We start from the raw sequence: 21,597 nt of genomic DNA on the forward strand, positions 1-21,597 counted from the left end.
ACCCGTACCCATCAAGGTCGCGCGAACCCACGATGCGAAAGAACTTCATCCTCGACACGAACGTCCTCCTGCATGATCCGCGCAGCATCTACGGCTTCGAGGACAACAACGTCATCATCCCCATCTACGTCATCGAGGAGATCGACCAGTTCAAGCGCGACCTCTCCGAGCTGGGCCGCAACGCCCGCCTCGTGGCCCGCTACCTGGATGGTTTCCGCGCGGAGGGCTCGCTGAAGGAGGGCGTACCCCTGCCTCGCGGTGGCATGCTGCGGGTGTCCTTCACGGACCGTGAGCTGCCGCTGTCCATGGCGGACAGCAACCTGATGGACAACCGCATCCTCGCGGTGGCCATCGACCTGATGGAGCAGGAGCCGGACACCCAGGCCGTCTTCATCACCAAGGACACCAACCTGCGCATCCGCGCGGACGCCCTGGGCCTCATCGCCCAGGACTACGACACCGAGCGGGTCGAAATCACGGAGCTGTACACCGGCTTCACCGAGCGGCTGGTCCCCAAGGAGCTGGTGGACCAGATGTACAAGCCCGGCGCCGAGGTGGAGCTGCCCGACGTGGACACGCTCTTCCCCAACCAGCTCGTGCTGCTCAAGGACGAGACGAACCCGTCCCACACCGCCATGGGCCGGCTGCACGGGCTCAAGAACCGGCTGGTGCCGCTCCTGCGCCAGAGCAAGGAAGGCACCTGGGGCATCCGCCCGCGCAACATGGAGCAGGCCTTCTGCCTGGACCTGCTGCTCAACGACGACATCAAGCTGGTGACCATCGTCGGCAAGGCGGGCACGGGCAAGACGCTGCTCGCCATCGCCGCGGGCCTGCAGAAGGTGACGGAGGAGAACCTCTACCAGAAGCTCCTGGTGAGCCGTCCCATCTTCCCGCTGGGGCGCGACATCGGCTATCTGCCCGGCAGCGTCGAGGAGAAGCTCAACCCCTGGATGCAGCCCATCTTCGACAACGTGGAGTTCCTGATGAACTTGAGCCGCGCGGACAAGAAGGCCGGCCGCGGCTACCACGAGCTGTTGGACCTGGGGCTGATGGAGATCGAGCCGCTCACGTACATCCGCGGCCGCAGCATCCCCAACCAGTTCATCATCGTGGACGAGGCGCAGAACCTCACGCCCCACGAGGTGAAGACCATCATCACCCGCGTGGGCGACAACACGAAGATCATCCTCACGGGGGACCCGTTCCAGATCGACAACCCCTACGTGGATTCGACCAACAACGGCCTGGTGCACGTGGTCAATCGCTTCAAGAGCGAGAAGATCGCCGCGCACATTTCGATGGCCAAGGGTGAGCGCAGCGCCCTGGCCGAGCTCGCCGCCAACCTGCTCTAGGCACCTGGGGTGCCCAAGCGATAGAGACGTGTCATGAAGAAGGACGGACCTGGAGACGCGCCCCCGGAAGAAGGGGAGAAGAAGCCCCTCATCGAGTACCCCTCGGTCTACACCTTCAAGGTGATGGGCAAGCAGGGCCCTGGCTTCGCGGAGCACGTCAGGGAGCTGTTCCGCCGGGCCATGGGCACGGAGATCTCCCCGGACTCCATCAGCGAGCAGCCCAGCAGCAAGGGCACCTATGTCTCGCTGAGCGTGTCGGTGTACCTGCTGTCGGAGGAGCAGCGCCGGGCCATCTACGACCTGCTCCACAAGGACCCGCGCGTCATCTATCACCTGTGACGCCAGGGGCTCGGGAGGGGGCTCCCTCTCGTCCGTCTCTGGAAGTCCGGTCGGGGTTGGGTATATGAGGAGTCCATGAGCCCGGCAGAGCCCTTTCCGCTGTACCACCCCGCGGACGCCCGGCGCGCGTTCAGCTCGGACGACGTGACCCGGCGTTTCGCCAAGGTGGCCCAGCTGGAGCCGGGCTCGCAGGTGCTCGTGCTCGGGTGTGGCCCGGATGCCAGCGCCGCCCTGGTCCTGGCCCGGGAGATGGGCTGCACCGTCATGGCCGGCGACACGGACGAGTCTCATGTCGCCGCCGCCCGGGAGCGGGTCCGCAACCAGGGCCTCGGCGACCGGATCGAGGTCCGGGGCGTTGCCCTGGACTCCCTCGGGCTGCCAGACGGTGCCTTCGACGCCATCCTCATCCCGGGTCGGGTGCTCTACACGCTGAAGGGGACGATGTCCGTCCTGCGGCCGCTGCTCGCCAAGCGCGGGCGGCTGGGGATGACCTTCCCCGCCAGGGTGGGGCGCGTGGTCCCCAAGGCCGCCGCCGAGCTGTGGGAGCGCCGCCTGGGCGCGCCGCTGCTCCTGCCGCGTGAGCTGCTCATGTCGCTGGAGATGGGCGGGTTCGAGCCGGAGTCGGCCGAGACGCTGCACGACACGGAGCTCGACGACTATTACCGCGAGGTGGAGGCCAGCCTGCGTCCGACGTCGGGCCCCCAGGCCTCGTCGCTGCGCGAGGAGCTGGCGCTGCACCGCGAGAGCAACGGCAAGGCCAGCGTCAGCTACGCGTTCCTGGTGGGACGCCGCAAGGAGCCGGGCGAGAAGCCCCCGGCTTCGCGCGACCGCGGCTGATTCACGTCACCCCGCGTGTCCGGGAGCGCCTCCGTCCGTCCGGGGCGCCTCGCTGCATCCTCGTCGCATGGCTGCATCGCCCGGTGCCCGGGCGACGTGCAGGCGGCGGTGCGTTGGAGTCGCGCCCCTCTGGAGAGCGCGTGCGCTTCAGCCGCCGACGTGGCGCCTAGTTCAGCGCGCCGTTGAAGTCGACCAGCTCGATGGACTCGGGCGCGACGGACAGGTTGACCTGGTCGCGGTAGCCGGCCGCGTCGCCGCCGACCTGGAAGGGCATGGGGCGCGCGAAGCGGATGGTGGCCTCGCGGACGTGGAAGTCGTGCAGACCCTCCGGGAACCAGCGGCCGGCCCACATGCGCGGCAGGTTCGCCAGCACCTGCGTGGGCGTCACCTGGCCCAGGCGCAGCTGCATGAAGCCGCGACGGCCGCACGAGAAGGGGAACATGCGCAGGCCATAGCCGTAGAAGGGCATGGTGCCCGCCGCCGCCATCATCAGCTTCCCGCGGAAGAGCACGTCGCCGGGCGCCAGCGGCGCACCCTGGGGCTGGCCATCCGGACCCAGGCGGTAGGCCTCGCTCGACGGGCCGTTGACGACCTCGCACTCCACCCAGGTCGAGTTCGTCAGGTAGTGCGGCACCGTCTTGCACGCCACCGCGGAGAAGTAGCCCCCGCTGCCCGTGAGCACGCTCTTGAAGAGCCCCTTGCCCAGGTTCTCCTTCACCCAGATGTAGTCGTTGAGCACCTTGCCATCCACGCCCAGGCCGGCGAACGGCGCGCGCTGCCCGTCCACCATCAGCAGGTCCATGGGGCGGAAGCCGGGCACCTCACCCGTGCGGGCGCGCAGCACGTCGTTCAGGATGCCGTCGCCCCGGGTGCCGGAGGCGTTGACGTGGTTGGCGATGCCGTTGCCCGTGCCGAGCTTGAGGATGCCGAAGCGGGGCACCGGCTGGCCGGCGAAGCGGCCGCGCGGGCCCACCTGCTGAAGCACCTCGTTCACGAAGCCCATGAACGTCCCGTCACCGCCGCCCGTGAAGACCATCGGGTAGCCCCGCTCGAGCACCGTCTGCGCGATGCGGCGCCCGTCCAGCTCCGAGCGCGACAGGAACAGGTCCTGCTCCGGCACCACGTGCGACAGGGACTTCACCACCCGGGCGTCCACCTTCCGGGCGTTGGCGTTGAGCAGCACCGCGACCTTGGGTTCGACGGAGACATCCGCCGAGGGGGCGCGGCGGAGGTCCGGAGAGCGCAGGGGCTGAACCAGCATGGGGACATGCTCCAGGGTAGGTGCGGGTGGGGGGACCCGACATCGACGCTGGCCGTACTGTGCACTTTCATTGCCAACGGGTGACGCGGGGCGTCAGCAGGCAGGCAGGCACGTCATTCCAGGGGGTTGCAACGTTGGTTGCTGTGCCAAAGGCCGGCCGGTTGCTACCTCGGGGTGACGGGGGTGTAGAGCGGGTTACGCACCCGTGGCGTGAAGGTGGCGATGGCGTGACGCGGCAGGCGGCCTCATGCGCACTGCGCTACGCACCCAGGAGCATCACCTTGAGGCGTGAGGAGCCGACACCACTGCCTGGTTTGACACCCGGGGGTGGGTGGTTACGTTGGGCGTACATCAGGAGCTTTTGAAGAAAACGCAGTCATTTCCGGAGGATACGAACCGTGGGCAAGATTATTGGGATCGACCTGGGCACCACGAACAGCGTGGTGGCGATCATGGAGGGTCGCGAGCCCAAGGTCATCGTCAACGAGGAAGGCAGCCGCATCACGCCCTCGGTGGTCGCGTTCACGAAGGATGGCGAGCGCCTGGTCGGCCAGGTGGCGAAGCGCCAGGCCATCACGAACCCCGAGCGCACCATCTATTCCATCAAGCGCTTCATGGGTCGCCGGTTCGACGAGGTCTCCGAGGAGACCAAGCTGGTGCCCTACAAGGTCTCCCGCGGCCCCAATGGCGACGCGCGCGTGGACCTGGATGGCAAGCAGTCCAGCGCGCCGGAGATCAGCGCGCAGGTGCTGCTGAAGCTGAAGCGGGCCGCCGAGAACTACCTGGGCGAGAAGGTGACGGAGGCGGTCATCACCGTCCCGGCGTACTTCAACGACGCCCAGCGCCAGGCGACCAAGGATGCGGGTGAGATCGCCGGCCTGACGGTGCGGCGCATCGTGAACGAGCCGACCGCGGCGGCGCTGGCGTACGGCCTGGACAAGAAGAAGGACGAGAAGATCGCCGTCTACGACTTCGGCGGCGGCACGTTCGACGTGTCCATCCTGGAGGTGGGCGAGAGCGTCGTCGACGTGCTCGCGACCAACGGTGACACGCACCTGGGCGGTGACAACATCGACCAGCGGATCATGGATTGGCTGGTCGTCGAGTTCAAGAAGGACACGGGGCTGGACGTCACCAAGGACAAGATGGTGATCCAGCGCCTGAAGGAGGCGGCGGAGAAGGCGAAGATCGAGCTGTCGAGCGCGACGGAGACGGACATCAACCTGCCGTTCCTCACGGCGGACGCGTCGGGTCCCAAGCACCTGAACGTCAAGCTCACGCGCGCCAAGTTCGAGGCGATGATCGACGACCTCATCGAGCGCTCGCTGGAGCCGTGCCGCAAGTGCCTCAAGGACTCGGGGCTGGACCTGAAGGACCTCAGCGAGGTCGTGCTCGTGGGTGGCACCACGCGCATCCCGAAGGTGCAGGAGGCGGTGAAGCGGCTGTTCGGCAAGGAGCCGAACCGCTCGGTGAACCCGGACGAGGTCGTGGCGGTGGGCGCCGCGGTGCAGGCGGGCGTTCTCTCCGGCGAGGTGAAGGACATCCTCCTGCTGGACGTGACGCCGCTGTCCCTGGGCGTGGAGACGCTGGGCGGGGTGATGACCAAGCTCATCGAGCGCAACACCACCATCCCCACGCGCAAGTCGGAGACGTTCTCCACGGCCGCGGACGGCCAGTCGCAGGTGGAGATCCACGTGCTCCAGGGTGAGCGCGAGATGGCGAACGACAACCGGAGCCTGGGCCGCTTCCACCTGACGGGCCTGCCCCCGGCGCCGCGTGGCGTGCCGCAGATCGAGGTGACGTTCGACCTGGACGCCAACGGCATCCTGAACGTGAGCGCGAAGGACAAGGCCACGGGCAAGGAGCAGAAGGTCACCATCACCCAGTCCTCGGGCCTGGCGAAGGACGAGGTGGAGAAGATGGTCGCCGCGGCCCGCGAGAACGAGGCGGCCGACAAGGACAAGCGGGAGCTGGTGGAGCTGAAGAACCAGGCGGAGGCCCAGGCCTACGGGGCCGAGAAGCTCATCAAGGAGAACAAGGAGAAGCTCTCCGCGGATGTGGCGAAGGGCCTCGAGGACGGGGTGGCGGAGCTCAACAAGGTCCGCGAGGGCCAGGACAAGGACGCCATCAAGTCCGCGCTCGAGAAGCTCCAGGCCGCCAGCTACAAGGCCGCCGAGGAGATGTACAAGGCGACGGGCGGGGCGCCGGGTGGCGAGCCGCCTCCGGGGGCTGCTCCTGGCGCGCAGCCGGGCGCGAAGAAGGACGACGTGGTGGACGCCGAGTTCCGCCAGTCATGATGCCGGGGCCGTGAGGCCCGTGCGTTGAGTCAGAAGGGCCGGTGCCTCCGCCACGCGGGGGGCCGGCCCTTCCGCTTTGCGGGCGCGTGCGGCCGGCCCTCCGGAAGTCGGGATGGGCGTATGTGGAGCGAGACGCGGCGCTGACGCAAACGGCCGAGGACACTGGGGCGAGCGTGGGTGAGGGGGATGCAACGTGGGGCGGCTCCACGCAGTCTCGTGAGGTGCCCGCATGTCCCGAGTCCTGTCCCAGCAGTCGTCCGTCCTCCCGCTGAACATCGAGCCCGAGCCCGGAGCGCTCCCTGTCGACTCGTCGGCCACGAGGAAGACGCAGTCCGCGTCCGCGAGGCAGGAGGCCAGCACGCTGGAGGTCTTCCGGGGGCCTGCCTCGAGCGGTGGCGGTGTCTCGCCTGGGGTGGGGCCCCGATGCGGTCCCATGACGGGGACACCGAACGACTTCGACTTCGCGGTGGGGGGCGCTTTTCCTCCACGCCCCACGGGCAACGTGCGGGAGCAGATGAAGCAGGGAGCCCTGACGGTCGCCCAGTCCGAGGCGGCCGCGGCGAGCCTGCTGCTGGGGAAGGGGACGGTGGTGGACGCCTACGCGCGAGGGCACCTGCGGCTGCTGGACCCGAGTCCTCCCCTCGAGGGGGCTCCCACCTCCCTGACGGACTACACCAGCGTCCTGCCCGGCGTGGCGCCGGAGGTGGCGTGGGACTACCTCGTGCGCAATCCCGGTCCGGTGTTCGAGGCCGCGGGCATCCGGCTCCAACCTGCCACGGGCGCGCTGGCGGACGGGGCGAAGGTGTTCCTGGAGGAGAAGGGGCCTCCGCCCGTCTGGGCGCCCGTGACGTTCCGGCTCGAGCCGGAGAAGCACACCGTGTACATCACCACGCTGGACGGACATCCCCTGCGGGGGACGAACCGCTTCGTCTTCGAGGACGACGGGGCGGGTGGAGCGCGACTGCGCCAGTACTCGGCCTTCCAGGGCAGCTCGCCCGCCACGTCGGTGGGCATGAAGCTGATGGACCCCATCGAGCGGCAGCATGACATCTGGCGCTCCGTGCATGCGCATCTGCATGACACGCTGGCCTCTCGCTGACATAGAACCAGGGTGGAGGTGACACGGATGGTGCTGAGGACGACACCCCCGGGACATGATGTGATCCTCTACGACGGGCACTGCCGCATCTGCAGCGGCGCGGCCCGCGAGTTCCAGCGGCTGCTGGGCGGACGGGGCACGGAGCTGCGCTCGTTCCGGGACGAGGGCGTGCTGGAGGCCTTTCCGGGCATCAGCGCGGAGCGGTGTGAGCTGGCCATGCAGCTGGTCCGCGCGGACGGGCGGGTGATGGAGGGCGCCGAGGCCATCGTCCGGGCGCTGGGTCGGCATCCCCTGGGGAAGCTGTTGTACGTCTATTACGTCCCCGGACTGCGGCAGCTGGTGGATGTCGTGTACCGGGCCGTGGCGCGCTATCGGTTCCGGATTGCCGGGCGGACCTGCACGGATGGCGGTTGCGAGGTCCACTTCAAATAGACGGAGGGCGGCGGGTAGCATGGGGCCAACCCCGCTGCCTCCGGATAGTCCGTGCAATCACAGCCGACGACGTACCTCCAGGCCGCCCGGGCCTTTCGCCACTTCTTCAATGAGTTACGGGATGTCTACCTGGAGCGGGAGACGCTCTTCACGCAGCTGGAGCTGGCGCTCCTGAGCCGGGAGCACGTGCTGGTGGTGGGGCCGCCGGGGACGGCCAAGAGCGCCATCGCCAGCGCGGTGCTGGGGCGCATCATCGACGAGAAGACGGGACTGCCGTCGCTGTTCTCCAAGCAACTGGCGGAGTCCACCGTGCAGACGGACCTGCTGGGGCCGGTGGACTTCAAGGTCCTGACGGAGACGGGGCGCACGGAGTACCTCACCGACGAGGGCATGCTGGGCTCGCAGCACGCGTTCCTGGACGAGGTCTTCGACGGCCGGGACATGCTGCTGCGCTCCATCCTCAACGTGCTGTTCGAGCGCGAGCTCAAGCACGGGCGGCGGGTGACGGCGGGCCGCACCGAGTGCGTGGTGATGACGAGCAACCGGTACCTCTCCGAGGTGCTGGCGCGCTCGCCGGAGCTGCTCCTGGCCTTCGCGGACCGGCTGAGCTTCATCAGCTTCGTGCCCAAGTCCTTCGCCCGGAAGGAGAGCCGGGCGGCCATGCTCCAGCGCTTCGAGCACGGCGCGCGAGCGGACCTGCGCGCGCCGCTGTCGCTGCAGCAGGTGGACCTGCTCCAGGACGCGGTCGCGCGCGTGCGGGTGCCCAGCGTGGTGATGGAGGGCGTGGAGCTCCTGACGGACGCGCTGGAGCGCGCGCTGACGTCGCACGTGTCCAAGCTGCCCGACTACGTGCCGACGAAGTACTTCTCCCAGCGCTCGGCGGTGAAGGCGCTGTGGGCGCTGAAGGCGGCGGTGGTCCGGGATCAGATCTACCGGCGGCCCGAGCGCCCGCTGGAGGCCTCCGTGGAGGACCTGGACGCGCTGCGCTGGTTCTTCCTGCTCGGAGGGCCGCCCTCGGCTGAGACGGACGCGCTGCTCAAGTCCGTGGTCGACCCGAGGGAGCGCGCGCAGCTCGAAATCGTCCGGCTGGAGCAGCGCACGTTCGACGAGGTCATCGCCCAGGTCCGCCAGGAGCTGGGGGGCGGGCTGGAGCGCGAGGCCCAGGCGCTGGCCGCGGCGGACGAGGCCACCACGGTGGAGGCGCTGTCGCGCAACTGGCAGCCGGCCATCGCGTCCACCTCCGCGCGCAGCCTCATGTCCAAGCTGATGCCCGGTCCGCGCCACCTGCAGAACCGGGTGCCGCTGCTGGCCGCCGCGCGCGCGCTGGTGGCGGCGATGGACCAGCGGCTGGCGCGAGGCATGGCGGGGCAGGGCGAGGGGCGCGGCGGCCTGTCCCTGCTGACCTCGTTCCAGGACGTGCTGGAGCTCTGCCGCGTCCTCCCCGAGCTGAAGCCCGGGCTGACGCCGCTGAGCGAGGCCACGGCCCGCTTCCTCGAGGGCGCCCTGGAGATGATTGCCCTGACCGCGGAGAGCGCGGACTTCGAGGAGGGCCTCAAGCTGGAGGGGCTCGTCGGGCTGGCGGACAACCTGGAGGAGGAGCTGTCGCGGATGGCCGACCTGATGGGCCTGCTGGCCGAGGGCGCCCCGGCGACGGTGGAGCGGCTGCGCAAGGTGGAGGTCGACGCGCGCAAGCGGGTGGTGGGCGCGCTGCGACGCCGGGCCACGGTGGCCTTCCAGGGGGCCTCGCCGCGAGGCCGCAAGGAGCCGCTGGAGGCGCTGGCCGCGGACTCGCGTCGGCTGTCCCAGCTGGAGCAGTCCCTCATCGCGCTGGACCCCAGCCAGCGCAGCTTCAAGGAGGAGCTGCTGCTGCCGCTGGGACTCTCGTATGCGCGCGAGGTCCTGTCCTCCACGCCGTTCGAGCGCGTCGAGCAGTACGGCCGCGCCGTGCAGTCGGTGGTCGAGAACCTCCGACGCGAGGGCCTCCCGGTGGACGTGGTGATGTGCGAGTGTCAGGGCATCCTCGACGGACGTCTGCGGGAGCACGCCAAGGCGCTCACTCGCGAGGTGGCGAGCCCCCCTCCTGCGGCGGCCTCGGTCATCAACGGCGATGCGTACGTCTTCTATCGCGGTGAGTTCTCCGCCCGCGCGCCGGACGGAGAGCTGGCCGCGCTGCTCGGCCTGGACGGACAGCTCGCGTTCACCCGTGGCGGTGGGGCGTCGGCGTTCTTCTCGGAGGAGGCTCGCGCGGCGGTGGCCCAGGCGGAGCTCGCCTTCCTCCAGTCGCGGGTGAAGTTCCTGCGCAGCTGGTTGACCCAGCTGCTCACCTCGCTGCCGGCGCCGGAGGCCTTGAAGGAGCGCAGCGAGGTGGAGCGCACCGTGGACCGGCTGGTCCGCAGCCGCTTCCCGTTGCTGGCGTTGAAGGAAGGCGAGCTGGTGCGGCTCAAGGGCGTGTTGTCACTGCTCTCGGGGCTGCCGGGAGAGGTGGGGGAGAACGCGCGTCGTCTGGGGACGTTGCTCCATGGCATCGAAGAGGACTTCGGGCGCTACAGCCGGCAGGTGCTGGAGCGCCGGGCCGCGGCATGAGCGCACCCGGGCCGCATAGCGCCGAGAGGCGGGGCTGAGCATGCTCTCGCGGCGGCTCACCGAGTTGCGAGCGCGGCTGGACGCGCTTCGTCAGCCTCCACCTGCAGCGGGCGGGCCACGGTGGTGGCCCTTCGGCCGGAAGGTCACGGGGACCGGGGACCTGTCGCTGCCAGTGCTCGAGGCGTTGGACCGCGAGCTGGACCGCGTGGGAGTCCACACGTCGGCGGATGCCCTGCTGCTCCATGCCCTGGGGGCTCGTCGCGGGCGCGCGGGCTCGCTGTCCCAGGGCCTGCAGGCCCGCGCGGGACAGGCGCTCGGGGAGTTCGAGGAGCGTCTGGGCCGCGTGGAGCGGGCATGGCGGGCGGGAGTGCTGCCCCCGGGGACACTCTCCATCCTCGAGCGAGCCTTCGTCCGGCTCGCTCGCGCGGTGAAGGTGGCCGACCTCTTCCTGCGGCCCTACACGGAGGACCTCCCGGACGAGGACTTCGTCGTCTACGAACGTCCAGCGTCCGCGAGCCGACCCCAGCGGCCTCCGAGCAGCGCGCGGATGGCGGTGGCCGAGTACTTCGCGACACGGGCCCGGGAGAATGTCGCCGACGTCGTGCAGAAGCGCAGGGACCTGGACCTGGCGCATGAGATGTTGCTGCGACTGGGGGCGGACCATGACCGGGAGCGGGCGCTGCCGCTGCGTCGCGACGTGGCCGAGGCGCGGGAGCGCACGCGCGCGGTGCCCGCGGTCCGCTCGCTCGAGGAGCTGCTGCGTCACGTGCGGCACACCGCGCGCCACGAGCCCCAGGTGGCCTATCGCTCGCTGCGTGGCCTCTATGAGCGGGCCCTGGAAGCAGGGGACCTGGAGCTGGCCGCCGCGGCCCGCTCGAGCCTGGAGCCCTTGCTCCCCACGCGGACGCACCTGACGGTCATGGTGGAGAACGCGGAGCGCGACGCCCTGGCCGACTGGTTCGGCGAGGCGCCCCAGCCGGCGCGGCCCGAGGTCGACGCGCCCCGCCCGGACGAGCTGCTGGCCGACCTGGCCTTCTCGTTGCGCCCCGAACAGCTCGCGACCTTCGAACTGGCCGCGGGCTGTGCCCGGTACTTCGACGTGGAGGACGCGCTCTCCGAGGAGATCGTCCTGGCGGAGACGAAGACCGCCCGGCGTGTGGCGCGCCGCGTGCCCTATCCCACGCAGACGATGACCTTCGAGACGACAGGCGCCCTGCACGAGGTGAACAACTTCGTGCTGACGGACCCGCGCATGCTCCTGAGGGACCTCGCCGCCAACCGGCAGCTGGTGCGGGCGTACGTCGAGGACGCGCCGCCACCGCAGTCGAAGAAGGTGAAGCGCACCGCCGTGCGCGTCTATGTCTGCGACGCGTCCGGCTCCATGCATGGCGCCCGCGCCCGCTTCCGTGACGCCCTCATCATCGCCGAGCTCAACAACCTGCGCGTCAAGGCCCGCAGGGGCGAGTCGTTCGACCCGCTCTACTTCAGCTTCTTCAACGACGTGCCCACGGAGCTGGCCCGGGTGGACACGGCCGTCGAGGCCACCCGGCAGATAGAGCGCCTCTTCCGCGACTCTCCCGCGGAGGGACAGACGGACATCTCGCTCGCGCTGATGTCCGCCTTCGACTCCATCCGCGCCGCGCAGGGCAGGGACCCGTACCTGGCGCGCGCCACCGTGGTGCTCGTCACCGACGGTGAGGACCGCGTGGACCTGGACCTCATCCGGCGCACGCGCGCGCCCATGGGCTCGCTGGACATCGCCCTGAGCTTCATCTCCCTCGGTGAGGAGAACCCGGACCTGCGCTCGCTGGTGCGCGAGCAGCGGGCCTCCGGGCTGCGCGCCTTCTACCACCACCTCTCCGACGAGGAGATCCTCTGGGCCCGCACCGAGTTCGACACACCCTGGCGCACGCTGCTGCCGCGTGACGTGCCCGCCACGCCGGACGCGCTGGAGCTGCTCGCGCCGCACCTGGAGGCGCTCGAGGCCGTGGCGAGCGGACGCGGCTCGAACACGCCTGTCGCGGTGGAGGCCTCGTTCGAGGCGCTCTTCCCTGAATCGCCCCCCAGACCCGAGGGCGGGCAGGTTCCTGGCGCGGACGTGGTGGGCCGGGTGGTGGACATCCTCGGCGCGCTGGTGGAGGCCACGTCCCTGGCTCCCGCGGACAAGCGCGCCACCGAGAGCGTCGTGCTCCTCCAGCACCTGCTCACGGTGTATGGGCTGACCCCCGCGCGCTACCTCGCGGCGCTGTCCGTCGGCGGACCCTCGGTGGAGGACGCGCTGTCACGAGTGCGGCTGTTGTGCCGCCCCTTCGGTTAGGCTTGCCGCACGCCATGTTCTTCGGCCTCTGGAAACGCAAGAAGGAGCGCTCCCGGCCAGTGGACCCGCTGGCCGCCTTCGACGAGCTGCTCGAGAACCTGGAGCGGCAGGCCTCCGAGCTGCGCAAGTCCGCGGCCACGCTGCTCGCCCTCAAGGGAGAGCTCACCCGCACCGTGGAGCGCTACACGCGCCGCCTCACGGAGCTGGACGCGCGCCGCGCCACCGCGGAGTCCCGCTCCGACGCCAAGGCGGTGGCCGTGCTGAAGAAGGACCGCGTCCAGGCCGAGGCACTCCTCGCCTCCACCCGCGAGTCGCTGGAGCGTGCCGAGGCCGACGGTGCGCTGCTCCTGGAGGCCGCCGCGGAGCTGGGCGAGCGCGTGGAGGAGCTGCGCCGTGAGCGGGAGAGCGCCTCCGCGCGCCTGGTGATGGGCGGCATCGTCACCGACGCGCTGAAGGAGCGCGTGGCGCGCTTCGAACAGGCGCTGGTGGTGGACGCGGCGCGCGACGAGGTGGAGCGCGCGCACGCGCTGGCGGAGGTCTACCGCGAGGAGCTGCGGGAGAAGGCGGACTGAGGCTTCAGGTCCGGCGTGCCGTCTGGTGGAGCTCGAGGACGATGTTGCCGCCCTTGAAGAGGCGCACCGCGCCGGACGTCTGGCTCACCACCAGCGCGATGCAGTGCGTGGTGGAGGTGATGCCCGCGGCGGCGGCGTGCCGGGCGCCCAGGCCGAGCGGAATCTTCACCGCCTCGTCCGCGGAGGACAGGTAGCGCCCCGCGGCCAGCACCACGCCGTCCTCGCGGATGACGAAGGCGCCGTCGAGCACGCTGAAGTTCTTGATGGCCTCGCGAATCTTCGGGTCCAGCACGTTCCGCTCCGCCTCGGAGAGGCCCTGGAACGGATTGATGGTCATCTGCCGGCTCTTCTCCAGCACCGTCGTGTGGTCGCCGATGGTGATGATGGTGCCGATGGGGTGACCCTCGAAGCCCTCCTGACCGATCTGCAGCGCCAGCTGGATGAGCGCGTCCACCACCTGGGAGTTGAACTCCTCGCCCAGCTTCACGCCCTCGATGGCGAGCCGGTCATCCAACGAGCCACCGATTCGCATCTGCATCAGCGTGTCGGGAGCGCGGCCCACTCGCCCCGTCATGCAGAGCACCAGGTCACCTTCCTTGAAGGCCCCCTGGGAGAGCGCGGAGACGAGCGCCACCTTCACCCGCTCGGTGCGCGAGTAGTCGTAGGCGGGGATGACGAGCGCGCGGACCTTCTTGAGCTGGTGCTCCTGTGCCAGCTTGTCCAGCGTCACCGCGTACACGAGCTTCTTGCGAGCAGGCCTGCCGCGCAGCTCCTCGGGAGGGATGGGCGTGTCGCAGATGTAGAGGAAGTGATCGACGTCACTCTTCGCGGCCAGGGAGAGGGCCGAGCGCAGGAACTCCCGATCGAACTTCGTGTTCTCGCTCAAACGCCCCTCCCTTCACCCGCAGTTCGTGACCACGTCAGCTTGACACCGAAGGCTCCCTGAATAAAGCTTTCGGGCCCTTTTTTTGGGGGACAGGGCCCAAAAACCCTCGCGTACTGGAGCGAAGGCTGTGAACCAGAAAGATCTCAAGCGTTACAAGAAGATGCTCGAGGACAGCAAGGCGAGCCTGCTCGAGAGCGCCAAGAAGACCCTGGTGGAGGAGTCGAGCTTCGACACCGACGATCTCCCCGACGAGATCGACCTGGCCTCTTCCGAGTATGCGCAGTCGATGGTGTTCAGACTCCGCGACCGCGAGAAGTTCCTGCTGCAGAAGATTGATAAGGCGCTCGAGCGCATCGAGAACGGCTCGTTCGGCGTCTGCGAGCGTTGCGAGGAGGACATCTCCCCCAAGCGGTTGGAGGCGCGTCCGGTGACGACGCTCTGCATCCGCTGCAAGGAAGAGCAGGAGAAGAAGGAGAAGTCCTACGGCTGATGGCCGTGGGGGTCCTTGGGGCCGCGCGGGAGGAGATGTCCCGTGCGGCCCGGGGAGTCAAAGCGCGGGGCGGTGCCTCAGGCCAGCGGTGCCTGGATCTCCACCCTCAAGAGCTGCCGACCGATGAGGTAGTGGTCACCGTTGTCGACGAAGGTCGGGCCGGCCAGCCGCATGAAGGTGCCGTTGGACGAGCCCACGTCGCGCACCGTCAGCCGGTCCTGGCGCACCTGCAGCACCGCGTGCCGGCCGGAGACGAAGCCGTCGGTGGGGAAGGTGAGGTCGCCTTGCTCGCGGCCCAGCAGGTTGTCGCCCTCGCGGAGCGGATAGGCCGCGCCCTTCAGGCCCCCCTCCAGCAGCTGGATGAGCCGCAGGCGGTAGCCGGGATCCGGTGAGCCCCAGACCTGGGTGCCTCCCGGGCCGGGCGTCGCGGTGGGGATGGGCTCCAGCACCAGCCGTTGCCGCCCCAGACGCAGCTCGCCTCCGGGGGACAGCTCCCGCTCCTGGCGCAGGCGGACGAAGACGCCGTTGGCGCCTCCCACGTCCTCCACGGCCAGGCGCGCGCCGGAGAAGAAGAAGCGCATCTGCACGGGCATGATGAAGGGGTCGTCCGGGAGCGGGATGTCACCCTGCTGACCGCAGGTGAGGGTGTCGCGCTGCATGCGGACGACGGACTCGGGGCCGCCATCGGCCCGCACCACGCGGATGGAGACCTGGGGCCGCGAGGACAGGCTGGCCACGGCCATGACCATGGTGCCGGAGCGCAGCGGCGAGCCGCAGGCTCGGCAGACGGTGGCATCCCGGGGGTTCTCGGTGTCGCAGCGGGGGCAGTATTCCATCGCTTCCATGGGGCTGGGCGGGTTCTACCAGGGGTGGGGCGCGGTTGCTCGCATTGCGCGCGGCTTGCTCATCACCCGAGCGACGTGGTGAACTTCCAGCCCCACCCTTCGGGGACGTTTGACTTGCACTGCCCCTCCTGCGGCGCTGACGCCCAAGAATCCTCCCGTTTCTGCCCGGCCTGCGGCGCGACCCTCGTGCGCACGGCGGATGCTGACGATTACGTCGGCATGACGATTGCCCAGAAGTACCGGGTCGAGGCCCTCATCGGCGAGGGGGGCATGGGCAGGGTGTTCCGGGCCCGGCAGATCTCCCTCGACAAGGTGGTGGTGCTCAAGGTGCTGCGGCACACGTTGCTGTCGGACGAGCGCACCGTGGCGCGCTTCCAGCGCGAGGCCAAGGCGGCCAGCCGGCTCAACCACCGCAACTCCATCAGCGTGCTGGACTTCGGCCAGGCCGAGGACGGCGCGCTCTTCATCGCCATGGAGTACGTGGCGGGGCAGGACCTGCACCAGATTCTGAGCCGCGAGTGGCCGCTGGGCGAGGCGCGCGTGGTGCGCATCGTCAGCCAGGTGCTCGGCGCGCTGTCGGACGCGCACGGCGCGGGCGTCATCCACCGGGACCTGAAGCCCGAGAACATCATGGTGGAGCAGCGGCGCAACGAGCCGGACTTCGTCAAGGTGCTCGACTTCGGCATCGCGAAGATCACCGACTCCACGGACGACGGTCCGGCGCTCACCCGCGCGGGCTTCGTCTGCGGCACGCCCGAGTACATGTCGCCGGAGCAGGCGCGCGGGGCGCAGCTGGACCACCGCTCGGACCTGTACGCGGTGGGCGTCATCCTCTACCAGCTGATGACGGGGCTGCTGCCGTTCGAGTCCGACTCGGCGGTGGGCTTCGCCACCAAGCACCTCACCGAGGAGCCGCCGCCCCCGACGCGGCGCCGGCCCGACGCGCGCATCTCCCCGGCGATGGAGCGGCTCATCCTGCGCACGCTCTCCAAGGACCCGGATGATCGCCCGGCGAACGCGGAGGCCTTCCGCGCGGAGCTGCTGGCGGTGGAGAAGGAGCGCCGTCGCGAGGCGGCGGGCTCGCGGCGTCCCCAGCCCTCGGCCGTGCTGGCGCCGCTGCCGCGCAAGTCCGGCGGCCGCCCCGACGATGCCCGGGATGCCACGGCCCCCGGGTGGGGCAGCGAGATGACGGTGGAGGCCACCGTCCGCGCGCTTCCGGACGTGCTCTCGCCGCTGCCCTCGGGCGCCGACGTGATGCCCGCGACGCGGGAGAAGACCGACTCCGTCGTCCCCACGCAGCCCGGCGTCGGTGGGGGTGGACTGGCGTTCTTCTTCAAGTCGCTCACCGTGCTGCTGGTGCTGGGCGCGGGGCTCTTCTACGCCTACATCTATTACACGCAGGGCGCGGGGAAGGGCGGGGGCTCGCCCTTCGCGATTCCCTCCAACGCCCCGGTTCCCGGCAGGACGGGGAGCGTCATCCCCTCGGATGCGGACCAGCCGCTGTACGAGCGGCTGATTCCGGCGCCCGATCGCAACCTGGAGCTGTCCAAGAAGCACGCCCAGGATGGCGATCAGTCCCTGGAGAGGGGGAAGCTCGACATGGCCGCCACCAGCTACCGGCAAGCGTTCGAGGCGAACCCGGACCCGGAGCTGGCGCTGAAGCTCGGCGAGGTCTACTGGCAGCGGGACCAGCAGGATGAGGCCCGGAACTGGTGGATGCGTCACCTGCGCGACGTGCGGGACTCGCGGGCCCGCGCGCTCATCGAGCAGCGGCTGGGCGGCAGCGTGGCCCGCCCGTCGGCTCCGTAGCGTCGGTGCGTGGGTCGGTGGTGTCGGGTGGGGGGCCCGCCCGCGCGACTCCGCCGCTCCGTAGCGTCAGTGCGGTGGCGTCGGGTGGGGGTTGCCTGCCCGCGCCGACCCTGCCTCGTTCCCATGCAGGGCGGGGTGCTCGTCTTCACTGGCGGGGGGCGTGCTGCCACGGACATGCTGAGACCGCGGAAGCGTCGTCCCCGAGAGGTGCCGCTCCGCGGAGGGGCCATCTTCAGTGGCGGCACCGAGCCTCGCGAGGCCCCGGCTTGCTATCGGGCCTCATCGAGGCATGACTCGTCTCGCCCGAAGCGGTCATGCGCTCCCGCGCATGCTCTGATGCGTGCTGCTCGTGGGACGTCCGTGGGCGCCCGAACGGAGCACACCCGCTCGCTCAGGCGAGCGTCTCCACCTGCAGCACGTGCTGGCCCAGGCGGACGCGGTCTCCCGGTCGCAGCGGGCGCTCCTCGCCGGGCGGGATTCGCACGTAGGTGCCCAGTCCTCCGGACAGGTCCCTGAGCAAGGCGCCCGTCGGTGTGGGGGACAGCTCGCAGTGCCGACCCGCGAGGCCCTCGTCGCCCGGGAAGCTCAGGTCGCAGTGGGCCTGTCCCAGCGTGAGCAGGGGCGCCGCCGTCACCACCGCGCGGCCACCTCGGCCGCCCATGATGACCTCCTCGACGCCGTACACCGCCTGCCCGAGCGGCACTGGCGCGCCGTACACCGTGGGCCGACCCGCCACCGGCGCGACGGGCTCCAGGCGCCCCGTGAAGCGGAACAGCCGCTGGCCCGCGCTGAAGTGCGTGCGCGCCGTGATGGCCTCGGTGCCCGCCACCGTGACGAACACCCCCGAGGCGCTGTTCTCGTCGCGCACGAAGAGCGCGCCGTCCTTCACCAGGAACGTCGCATGGAGCGGCGAGACGAACCCGTCATCCGGGAAGAGGATGGCGCCGCGCTGCCGGCCCACCACGCACCCCGTCACCGGCAGCTTGTAGCGCTGCCCCCGCGTGGACCCGGCGATGACCGCCAGCCCGAAGCGCGAGGCCGCCGGTGGAGGGCGGGGCGCCGCCACGGCCGGGGCGGAGGTCCCCGTGCGTCCGGGCATCGCCGCGTCGGGCACCGGCGGAGGCGGCCGGGTGTTCGCGGGGCCCTGCGGCGCGGCTCGGGGCGCCAGGGACGGAGGCGCGTTGCCCGCGGGCTGCGCCGCCGGAGGCCGGGTGTTCGCGGGGCGCTCCACCATCAACCCCGCGGCGGCCGTGGGGGGCGGCGTCCGGGCGGACGGCCTCATCCCCGGCGGAATGGCGCTGGGCGGGGGCGGGGTGGTGGGAGGACCCACGGGTTCGGAGCCCCGAGGCCCGGGGAAGGAGGCGACGGCCGCCGGGCGGCCTCCCTGGGGTGTCACGGCGGGCGGGGGGCGGCCCGTGGTGGCCGGCTTGGACGCGGGGGCCTTGGCGGTGGGCGCCTCCCCCGTGGCCTGGCCGCACAGCACACAGGTGGCCGAGCGCGGCGGATTGAACCCGTCACAGTTCGGGCAAACCACGGAGAGAGCCGACAACAAGAGCTGTGACATGGGCGGAGGCGAATCTACGAGCGCGTAAAACGTCGGGTCAACGAAAGCGAACGCGACGGGTGGGACAATCCCGGAAGAGAAATGTGACAGGCACTGTGGGGCAACGTTGCCCCCCCTCCGGCACGAAGTTACGATTCCCCCTGCTTCGATGATCCGCCTGAACGACATCCTCCAACGGGTTTCCTCGTACCACCCGGACCCCGACCTGGACATCATCAAGAAGGCCTACGTCTACTCGGCCAAGGTGCATCAGGGCCAACTGAGGAAGTCGGGAGAGCCCTATCTCGTCCACCCGCTGGAGGTCGCCGGCATCCTCGCCGACCTCAAGCTGGACGAGGCGTCCATCGTCACCGGGCTGCTCCACGACACCATCGAGGACACGCTCGCCACCGCCGAGGAGCTCACGGAACTGTTCGGCGCCGAGGTGGCCCAGCTGGTCGACGGCGTCACCAAGCTGTCCAAGTTCTCCGCGTCCGCCAGCCTCTCCCAGGAGGAGAAGCAGGCGGAGAACTTCCGGAAGATGATCATCGCGATGGCGCAGGACATCCGCGTCATCCTCGTGAAGCTGGCCGACCGCACGCACAACATGCGGACGCTGGACCACATGAACGAGGAGAAGCAGGCGCGCATCGCCCAGGAGACGCTGGACATCTACGCGCCCCTGGCGAACCGGCTGGGCATCTCCTGGATCAAGACGGAGCTGGAGGACCTGAGCTTCCGCTACGTGAAGCCGCAGGAGTTCTTCGGGCTGCAGGAGAAGCTCAACAAGCGCAAGAAGGAGCGCGAGAAGTACATCGAGGACACCTGCGACCTGGTGCGCACCAAGCTGGCCGAGCGGAGCCTGAAGGGCGACGTGAGCGGCCGCTTCAAGCACGTCTACAGCATCTACAAGAAGATCAAGGCGCAGGGCATCGACTTCGATCAGATCCACGACATCATCGCGTTCCGCATCATCGCGCCCACCGCGCCCGCCTGCTACGAGGCGCTGGGCCTGGTGCACGAGATGTGGAAGCCGGTGCCGGGGCGCTTCAAGGACTTCATCGCGATCCCCAAGCCGAACATGTACCAGTCACTGCACACCACGGTGATTGGCCCCCTGAGCGAGCGCGTGGAGGTGCAGATCCGCACCGCGGAGATGCACAAGATCGCCGAGGAAGGCATCGCGGCCCACTGGAAGTACAAGGAGGGCAAGGCGGTCATCTCCAAGGATGACGAGAAGTTCGCCTGGCTGCGCCAGCTCATGGAGTGGCAGCAGGACCTGAAGGACCCCAAGGAGTTCCTCGAGACGGTGAAGGTGGACCTCTTCACCGACGAGGTCTTCGTCTTCACGCCCAAGGGCGACGTGCGCTCGCTGCCTCGCGGCGCGACGCCGGTGGACTTCGCGTACGCCATCCACTCGGACGTGGGCAACCGGTGCGTGGGCGCCAAGGTGAACGGAAAAATCGTTCCCCTGCGCTACAAGCTGAAGAACGGCGACACGGTGGAGGTGCTCACCAGCCCGCAGCAGCACCCGTCCAAGGACTGGCTCACCTTCGTCAAGACGAGCCGCGCGCAGCAGCGCATCCGCGGCTTCATCAAGCAGCAGCAGCGCGAGAAGAGCCTCCAGTTGGGCCGCGAGCTGACGGACCGCGAGCTCAAGCGCTTCCAGCTCAACTTCAACCGCCTGCTCAAGAACGGCGAGGTGAAGCGCGTCGCCGAGGAGCTGGGCTTCCGCGTCGAGGACGACCTGCTGGTGGCCGTGGGCTACGGCAAGGTGACGCCGCAGCAGCTGGTGCAGCGGCTGGTGCCCGAGGAGAAGCGCAACGAGGCGGAGGCCACGCCGCGAGGGGAGTCCTCCGGCAACGGCGCGCCCTCGGGGGGCTCGTCCATGCTGCCCGGCCTGTCGCGCGTGACGGACCTGGCCAAGCGCCTGGTGGGCCGCAGCAACCGCAGCGGCGTGCAGATTGGCGGCGTGGATGACGTGCTGGTGCGCTTCGGGCGGTGTTGCAACCCCGTCCCCGGCGACCCCATCGCCGGCTTCATCACCCGGGGACGGGGCGTCACGGTGCATACGGTGGGGTGCGAGAAGGCGCTCGCGACGGACCCCGAGCGGCGCGTGGACGTGAGCTGGGATGTGCGCGGTGACTTCAAGCGCCCCGTCACCCTGCGCGTGCTCACCGCGGACCGCACGGGCCTCTTGGCGGACATCTCCAACATCTTCTCGAAGAAGGGCGTCAACATCTCCCAGGCCAACTGTCGGGCCACCGGGGATGACCGGGCCGTGAACACCTTCGAGGTCATCATCTCCGACCTGAAGCAGCTCACGGACCTGATGCGCACCATCGAGCGCTTGAGCGGCGTGTACTCCGTGGAGCGAATCTAAAGGGCCGCCATTCGTGGTAGAGCGCCCAGGAAAATCCGGCGGCCACCTCCGGCCGCCCGACTCCTCGAGGTGCGCTCCATGGCTCGACAGACCATCCACTCGGACCAGGCCCCCAAGGCCATCGGTCCGTACTCGCAGGCGGTGCAGGTGGACTCGGGGAAGATGACCTTCCTCTCCGGGCAGATTCCCCTGGACCCCGTCACCATGGAGATGGTGCCGGGGGACGTCGTCGCCCAGGCGGAGCGGGTGATGCTCAACCTCCAGGCGGTGCTCAAGGCGGCCGGGCTGGACTTCAGCCACGTGGTGCGCAGCACCATCTACCTCACGGACCTGGGTGACTTCGCCCGCGTCAACGAGGTCTACGGCCGCTACTTCACCGGCGCCCCGCCGGCCCGCGCCACCGTCCAGGTCGCGGCGCTGCCGCGCGGCTCCAAGGTGGAGATCGACGCCATCGCCGTGTCCTGAAGTCCCAGGCCCCGTGACGTGAAAGCAAGAGGCCGTCGGACCCAAGCGGTCCGACGGCCTCGAGTGCTTCAGGGCTGCGAGGAGCGG

Annotated in this window: 17 protein-coding genes; 13 read left to right on the forward strand and 4 right to left on the reverse strand. The window is 69.7% G+C overall.

All coding sequences use genetic code 11. The annotated features are described in order from the left end of the window. Positions 1 to 32: 32 nt before the first annotated feature. From K8625_RS35420 to K8625_RS35430, 3 genes are all read left to right on the forward strand, one after another. Complete coding sequence (locus K8625_RS35420; protein ID WP_046714397.1) at positions 33 to 1,352, forward strand: PhoH family protein; 1,320 nt, start codon at positions 33 to 35, stop codon at positions 1,350 to 1,352. Positions 1,353 to 1,385: 33 nt separating this feature from the next. Continuing rightward, positions 1,386 to 1,691: a YbeD family protein gene (locus K8625_RS35425; RefSeq protein WP_141327958.1), complete on the forward strand. Its 306-nt coding sequence runs from the start codon at positions 1,386 to 1,388 to the stop codon at positions 1,689 to 1,691. Between the two features lie 75 nt (positions 1,692 to 1,766). Then, the gene (locus K8625_RS35430; RefSeq protein WP_223747658.1) at positions 1,767 to 2,528 is read left to right on the forward strand and encodes a cyclopropane-fatty-acyl-phospholipid synthase family protein; all 762 of its coding nucleotides are present in this window, start codon (positions 1,767 to 1,769) and stop codon (positions 2,526 to 2,528) included. 166 nt (positions 2,529 to 2,694) lie between these two features. Here the strand turns inward: K8625_RS35430 and K8625_RS35435 are convergent, their stop codons facing one another. Further along, positions 2,695 to 3,789, reverse strand: a complete 1,095-nt coding sequence (locus tag K8625_RS35435; protein ID WP_223747659.1) for a diacylglycerol kinase family protein — start codon at positions 3,787 to 3,789, stop codon at positions 2,695 to 2,697. A gap of 398 nt (positions 3,790 to 4,187) precedes the next feature. Here K8625_RS35435 and dnaK point away from each other — a divergent pair, with 398 nt between their 5' ends. From dnaK to K8625_RS35465, 6 genes are all read left to right on the forward strand, one after another. Beyond that, the gene (dnaK, locus tag K8625_RS35440; protein ID WP_223747660.1) at positions 4,188 to 6,086 is read left to right on the forward strand and encodes a molecular chaperone DnaK; all 1,899 of its coding nucleotides are present in this window, start codon (positions 4,188 to 4,190) and stop codon (positions 6,084 to 6,086) included. Positions 6,087 to 6,315: 229 nt separating this feature from the next. Beyond that, entirely contained in the window at positions 6,316 to 7,185 is an 870-nt protein-coding gene (locus K8625_RS35445) for a hypothetical protein (protein WP_223785177.1), read from the forward strand. Positions 7,186 to 7,212: 27 nt separating this feature from the next. Beyond that, a complete protein-coding gene (locus tag K8625_RS35450) occupies positions 7,213 to 7,617 on the forward strand; it encodes a thiol-disulfide oxidoreductase DCC family protein (RefSeq protein ID WP_223747662.1) in 405 nt (134 codons plus the stop codon). 51 nt (positions 7,618 to 7,668) lie between these two features. Next, a complete protein-coding gene (locus K8625_RS35455; protein WP_223785178.1) occupies positions 7,669 to 10,200 on the forward strand; it encodes an AAA family ATPase in 2,532 nt (843 codons plus the stop codon). Positions 10,201 to 10,240: 40 nt separating this feature from the next. Then, complete coding sequence (locus tag K8625_RS35460; RefSeq protein WP_223785179.1) at positions 10,241 to 12,517, forward strand: vWA domain-containing protein; 2,277 nt, start codon at positions 10,241 to 10,243, stop codon at positions 12,515 to 12,517. A 14-nt stretch (positions 12,518 to 12,531) separates the two neighbouring features. Beyond that, positions 12,532 to 13,089, forward strand: coding sequence for a hypothetical protein (locus K8625_RS35465; protein ID WP_223785180.1), 558 nt, complete (start codon positions 12,532 to 12,534; stop codon positions 13,087 to 13,089). A gap of 4 nt (positions 13,090 to 13,093) precedes the next feature. On the opposite strand, the gene K8625_RS35470 is transcribed toward K8625_RS35465, so the two are convergent. After that, positions 13,094 to 13,975: a diadenylate cyclase gene (locus K8625_RS35470; RefSeq protein WP_141327973.1), complete on the reverse strand. Its 882-nt coding sequence runs from the start codon at positions 13,973 to 13,975 to the stop codon at positions 13,094 to 13,096. Positions 13,976 to 14,102: 127 nt separating this feature from the next. On the opposite strand from K8625_RS35470, the gene K8625_RS35475 reads away from it, so the two are divergent. Next, the gene (locus K8625_RS35475) at positions 14,103 to 14,465 is read left to right on the forward strand and encodes a TraR/DksA C4-type zinc finger protein (RefSeq protein ID WP_141327975.1); all 363 of its coding nucleotides are present in this window, start codon (positions 14,103 to 14,105) and stop codon (positions 14,463 to 14,465) included. A gap of 77 nt (positions 14,466 to 14,542) precedes the next feature. On the opposite strand, the gene K8625_RS35480 is transcribed toward K8625_RS35475, so the two are convergent. Then, positions 14,543 to 15,310, reverse strand: a complete 768-nt coding sequence (locus K8625_RS35480; RefSeq protein ID WP_174816797.1) for an FHA domain-containing protein — start codon at positions 15,308 to 15,310, stop codon at positions 14,543 to 14,545. A gap of 114 nt (positions 15,311 to 15,424) precedes the next feature. On the opposite strand from K8625_RS35480, the gene K8625_RS35485 reads away from it, so the two are divergent. Then, on the forward strand, positions 15,425 to 17,119 hold the full coding sequence (locus K8625_RS35485; RefSeq protein ID WP_223785181.1) for a serine/threonine-protein kinase: 1,695 nt from the start codon (positions 15,425 to 15,427) through the stop codon (positions 17,117 to 17,119). 391 nt (positions 17,120 to 17,510) lie between these two features. On the opposite strand, the gene K8625_RS35490 is transcribed toward K8625_RS35485, so the two are convergent. Next, a complete protein-coding gene (locus K8625_RS35490) occupies positions 17,511 to 18,683 on the reverse strand; it encodes an FHA domain-containing protein (RefSeq protein ID WP_223785182.1) in 1,173 nt (390 codons plus the stop codon). Positions 18,684 to 18,831: 148 nt separating this feature from the next. Between K8625_RS35490 and K8625_RS35495 the strand changes: the two genes are divergently transcribed. Then, the gene (locus tag K8625_RS35495) at positions 18,832 to 21,045 is read left to right on the forward strand and encodes a bifunctional (p)ppGpp synthetase/guanosine-3',5'-bis(diphosphate) 3'-pyrophosphohydrolase (RefSeq protein ID WP_223747667.1); all 2,214 of its coding nucleotides are present in this window, start codon (positions 18,832 to 18,834) and stop codon (positions 21,043 to 21,045) included. A gap of 78 nt (positions 21,046 to 21,123) precedes the next feature. Then, on the forward strand, positions 21,124 to 21,510 hold the full coding sequence (locus K8625_RS35500; RefSeq protein WP_255653080.1) for a RidA family protein: 387 nt from the start codon (positions 21,124 to 21,126) through the stop codon (positions 21,508 to 21,510). The last annotated feature ends 87 nt before the right edge of the window (positions 21,511 to 21,597 follow it).

Origin of the sequence: Myxococcus sp. AS-1-15 (assembly GCF_020037055.1) — a bacterium.
Classification (GTDB): Bacteria; Myxococcota; Myxococcia; order Myxococcales; family Myxococcaceae; genus Myxococcus; species Myxococcus fulvus.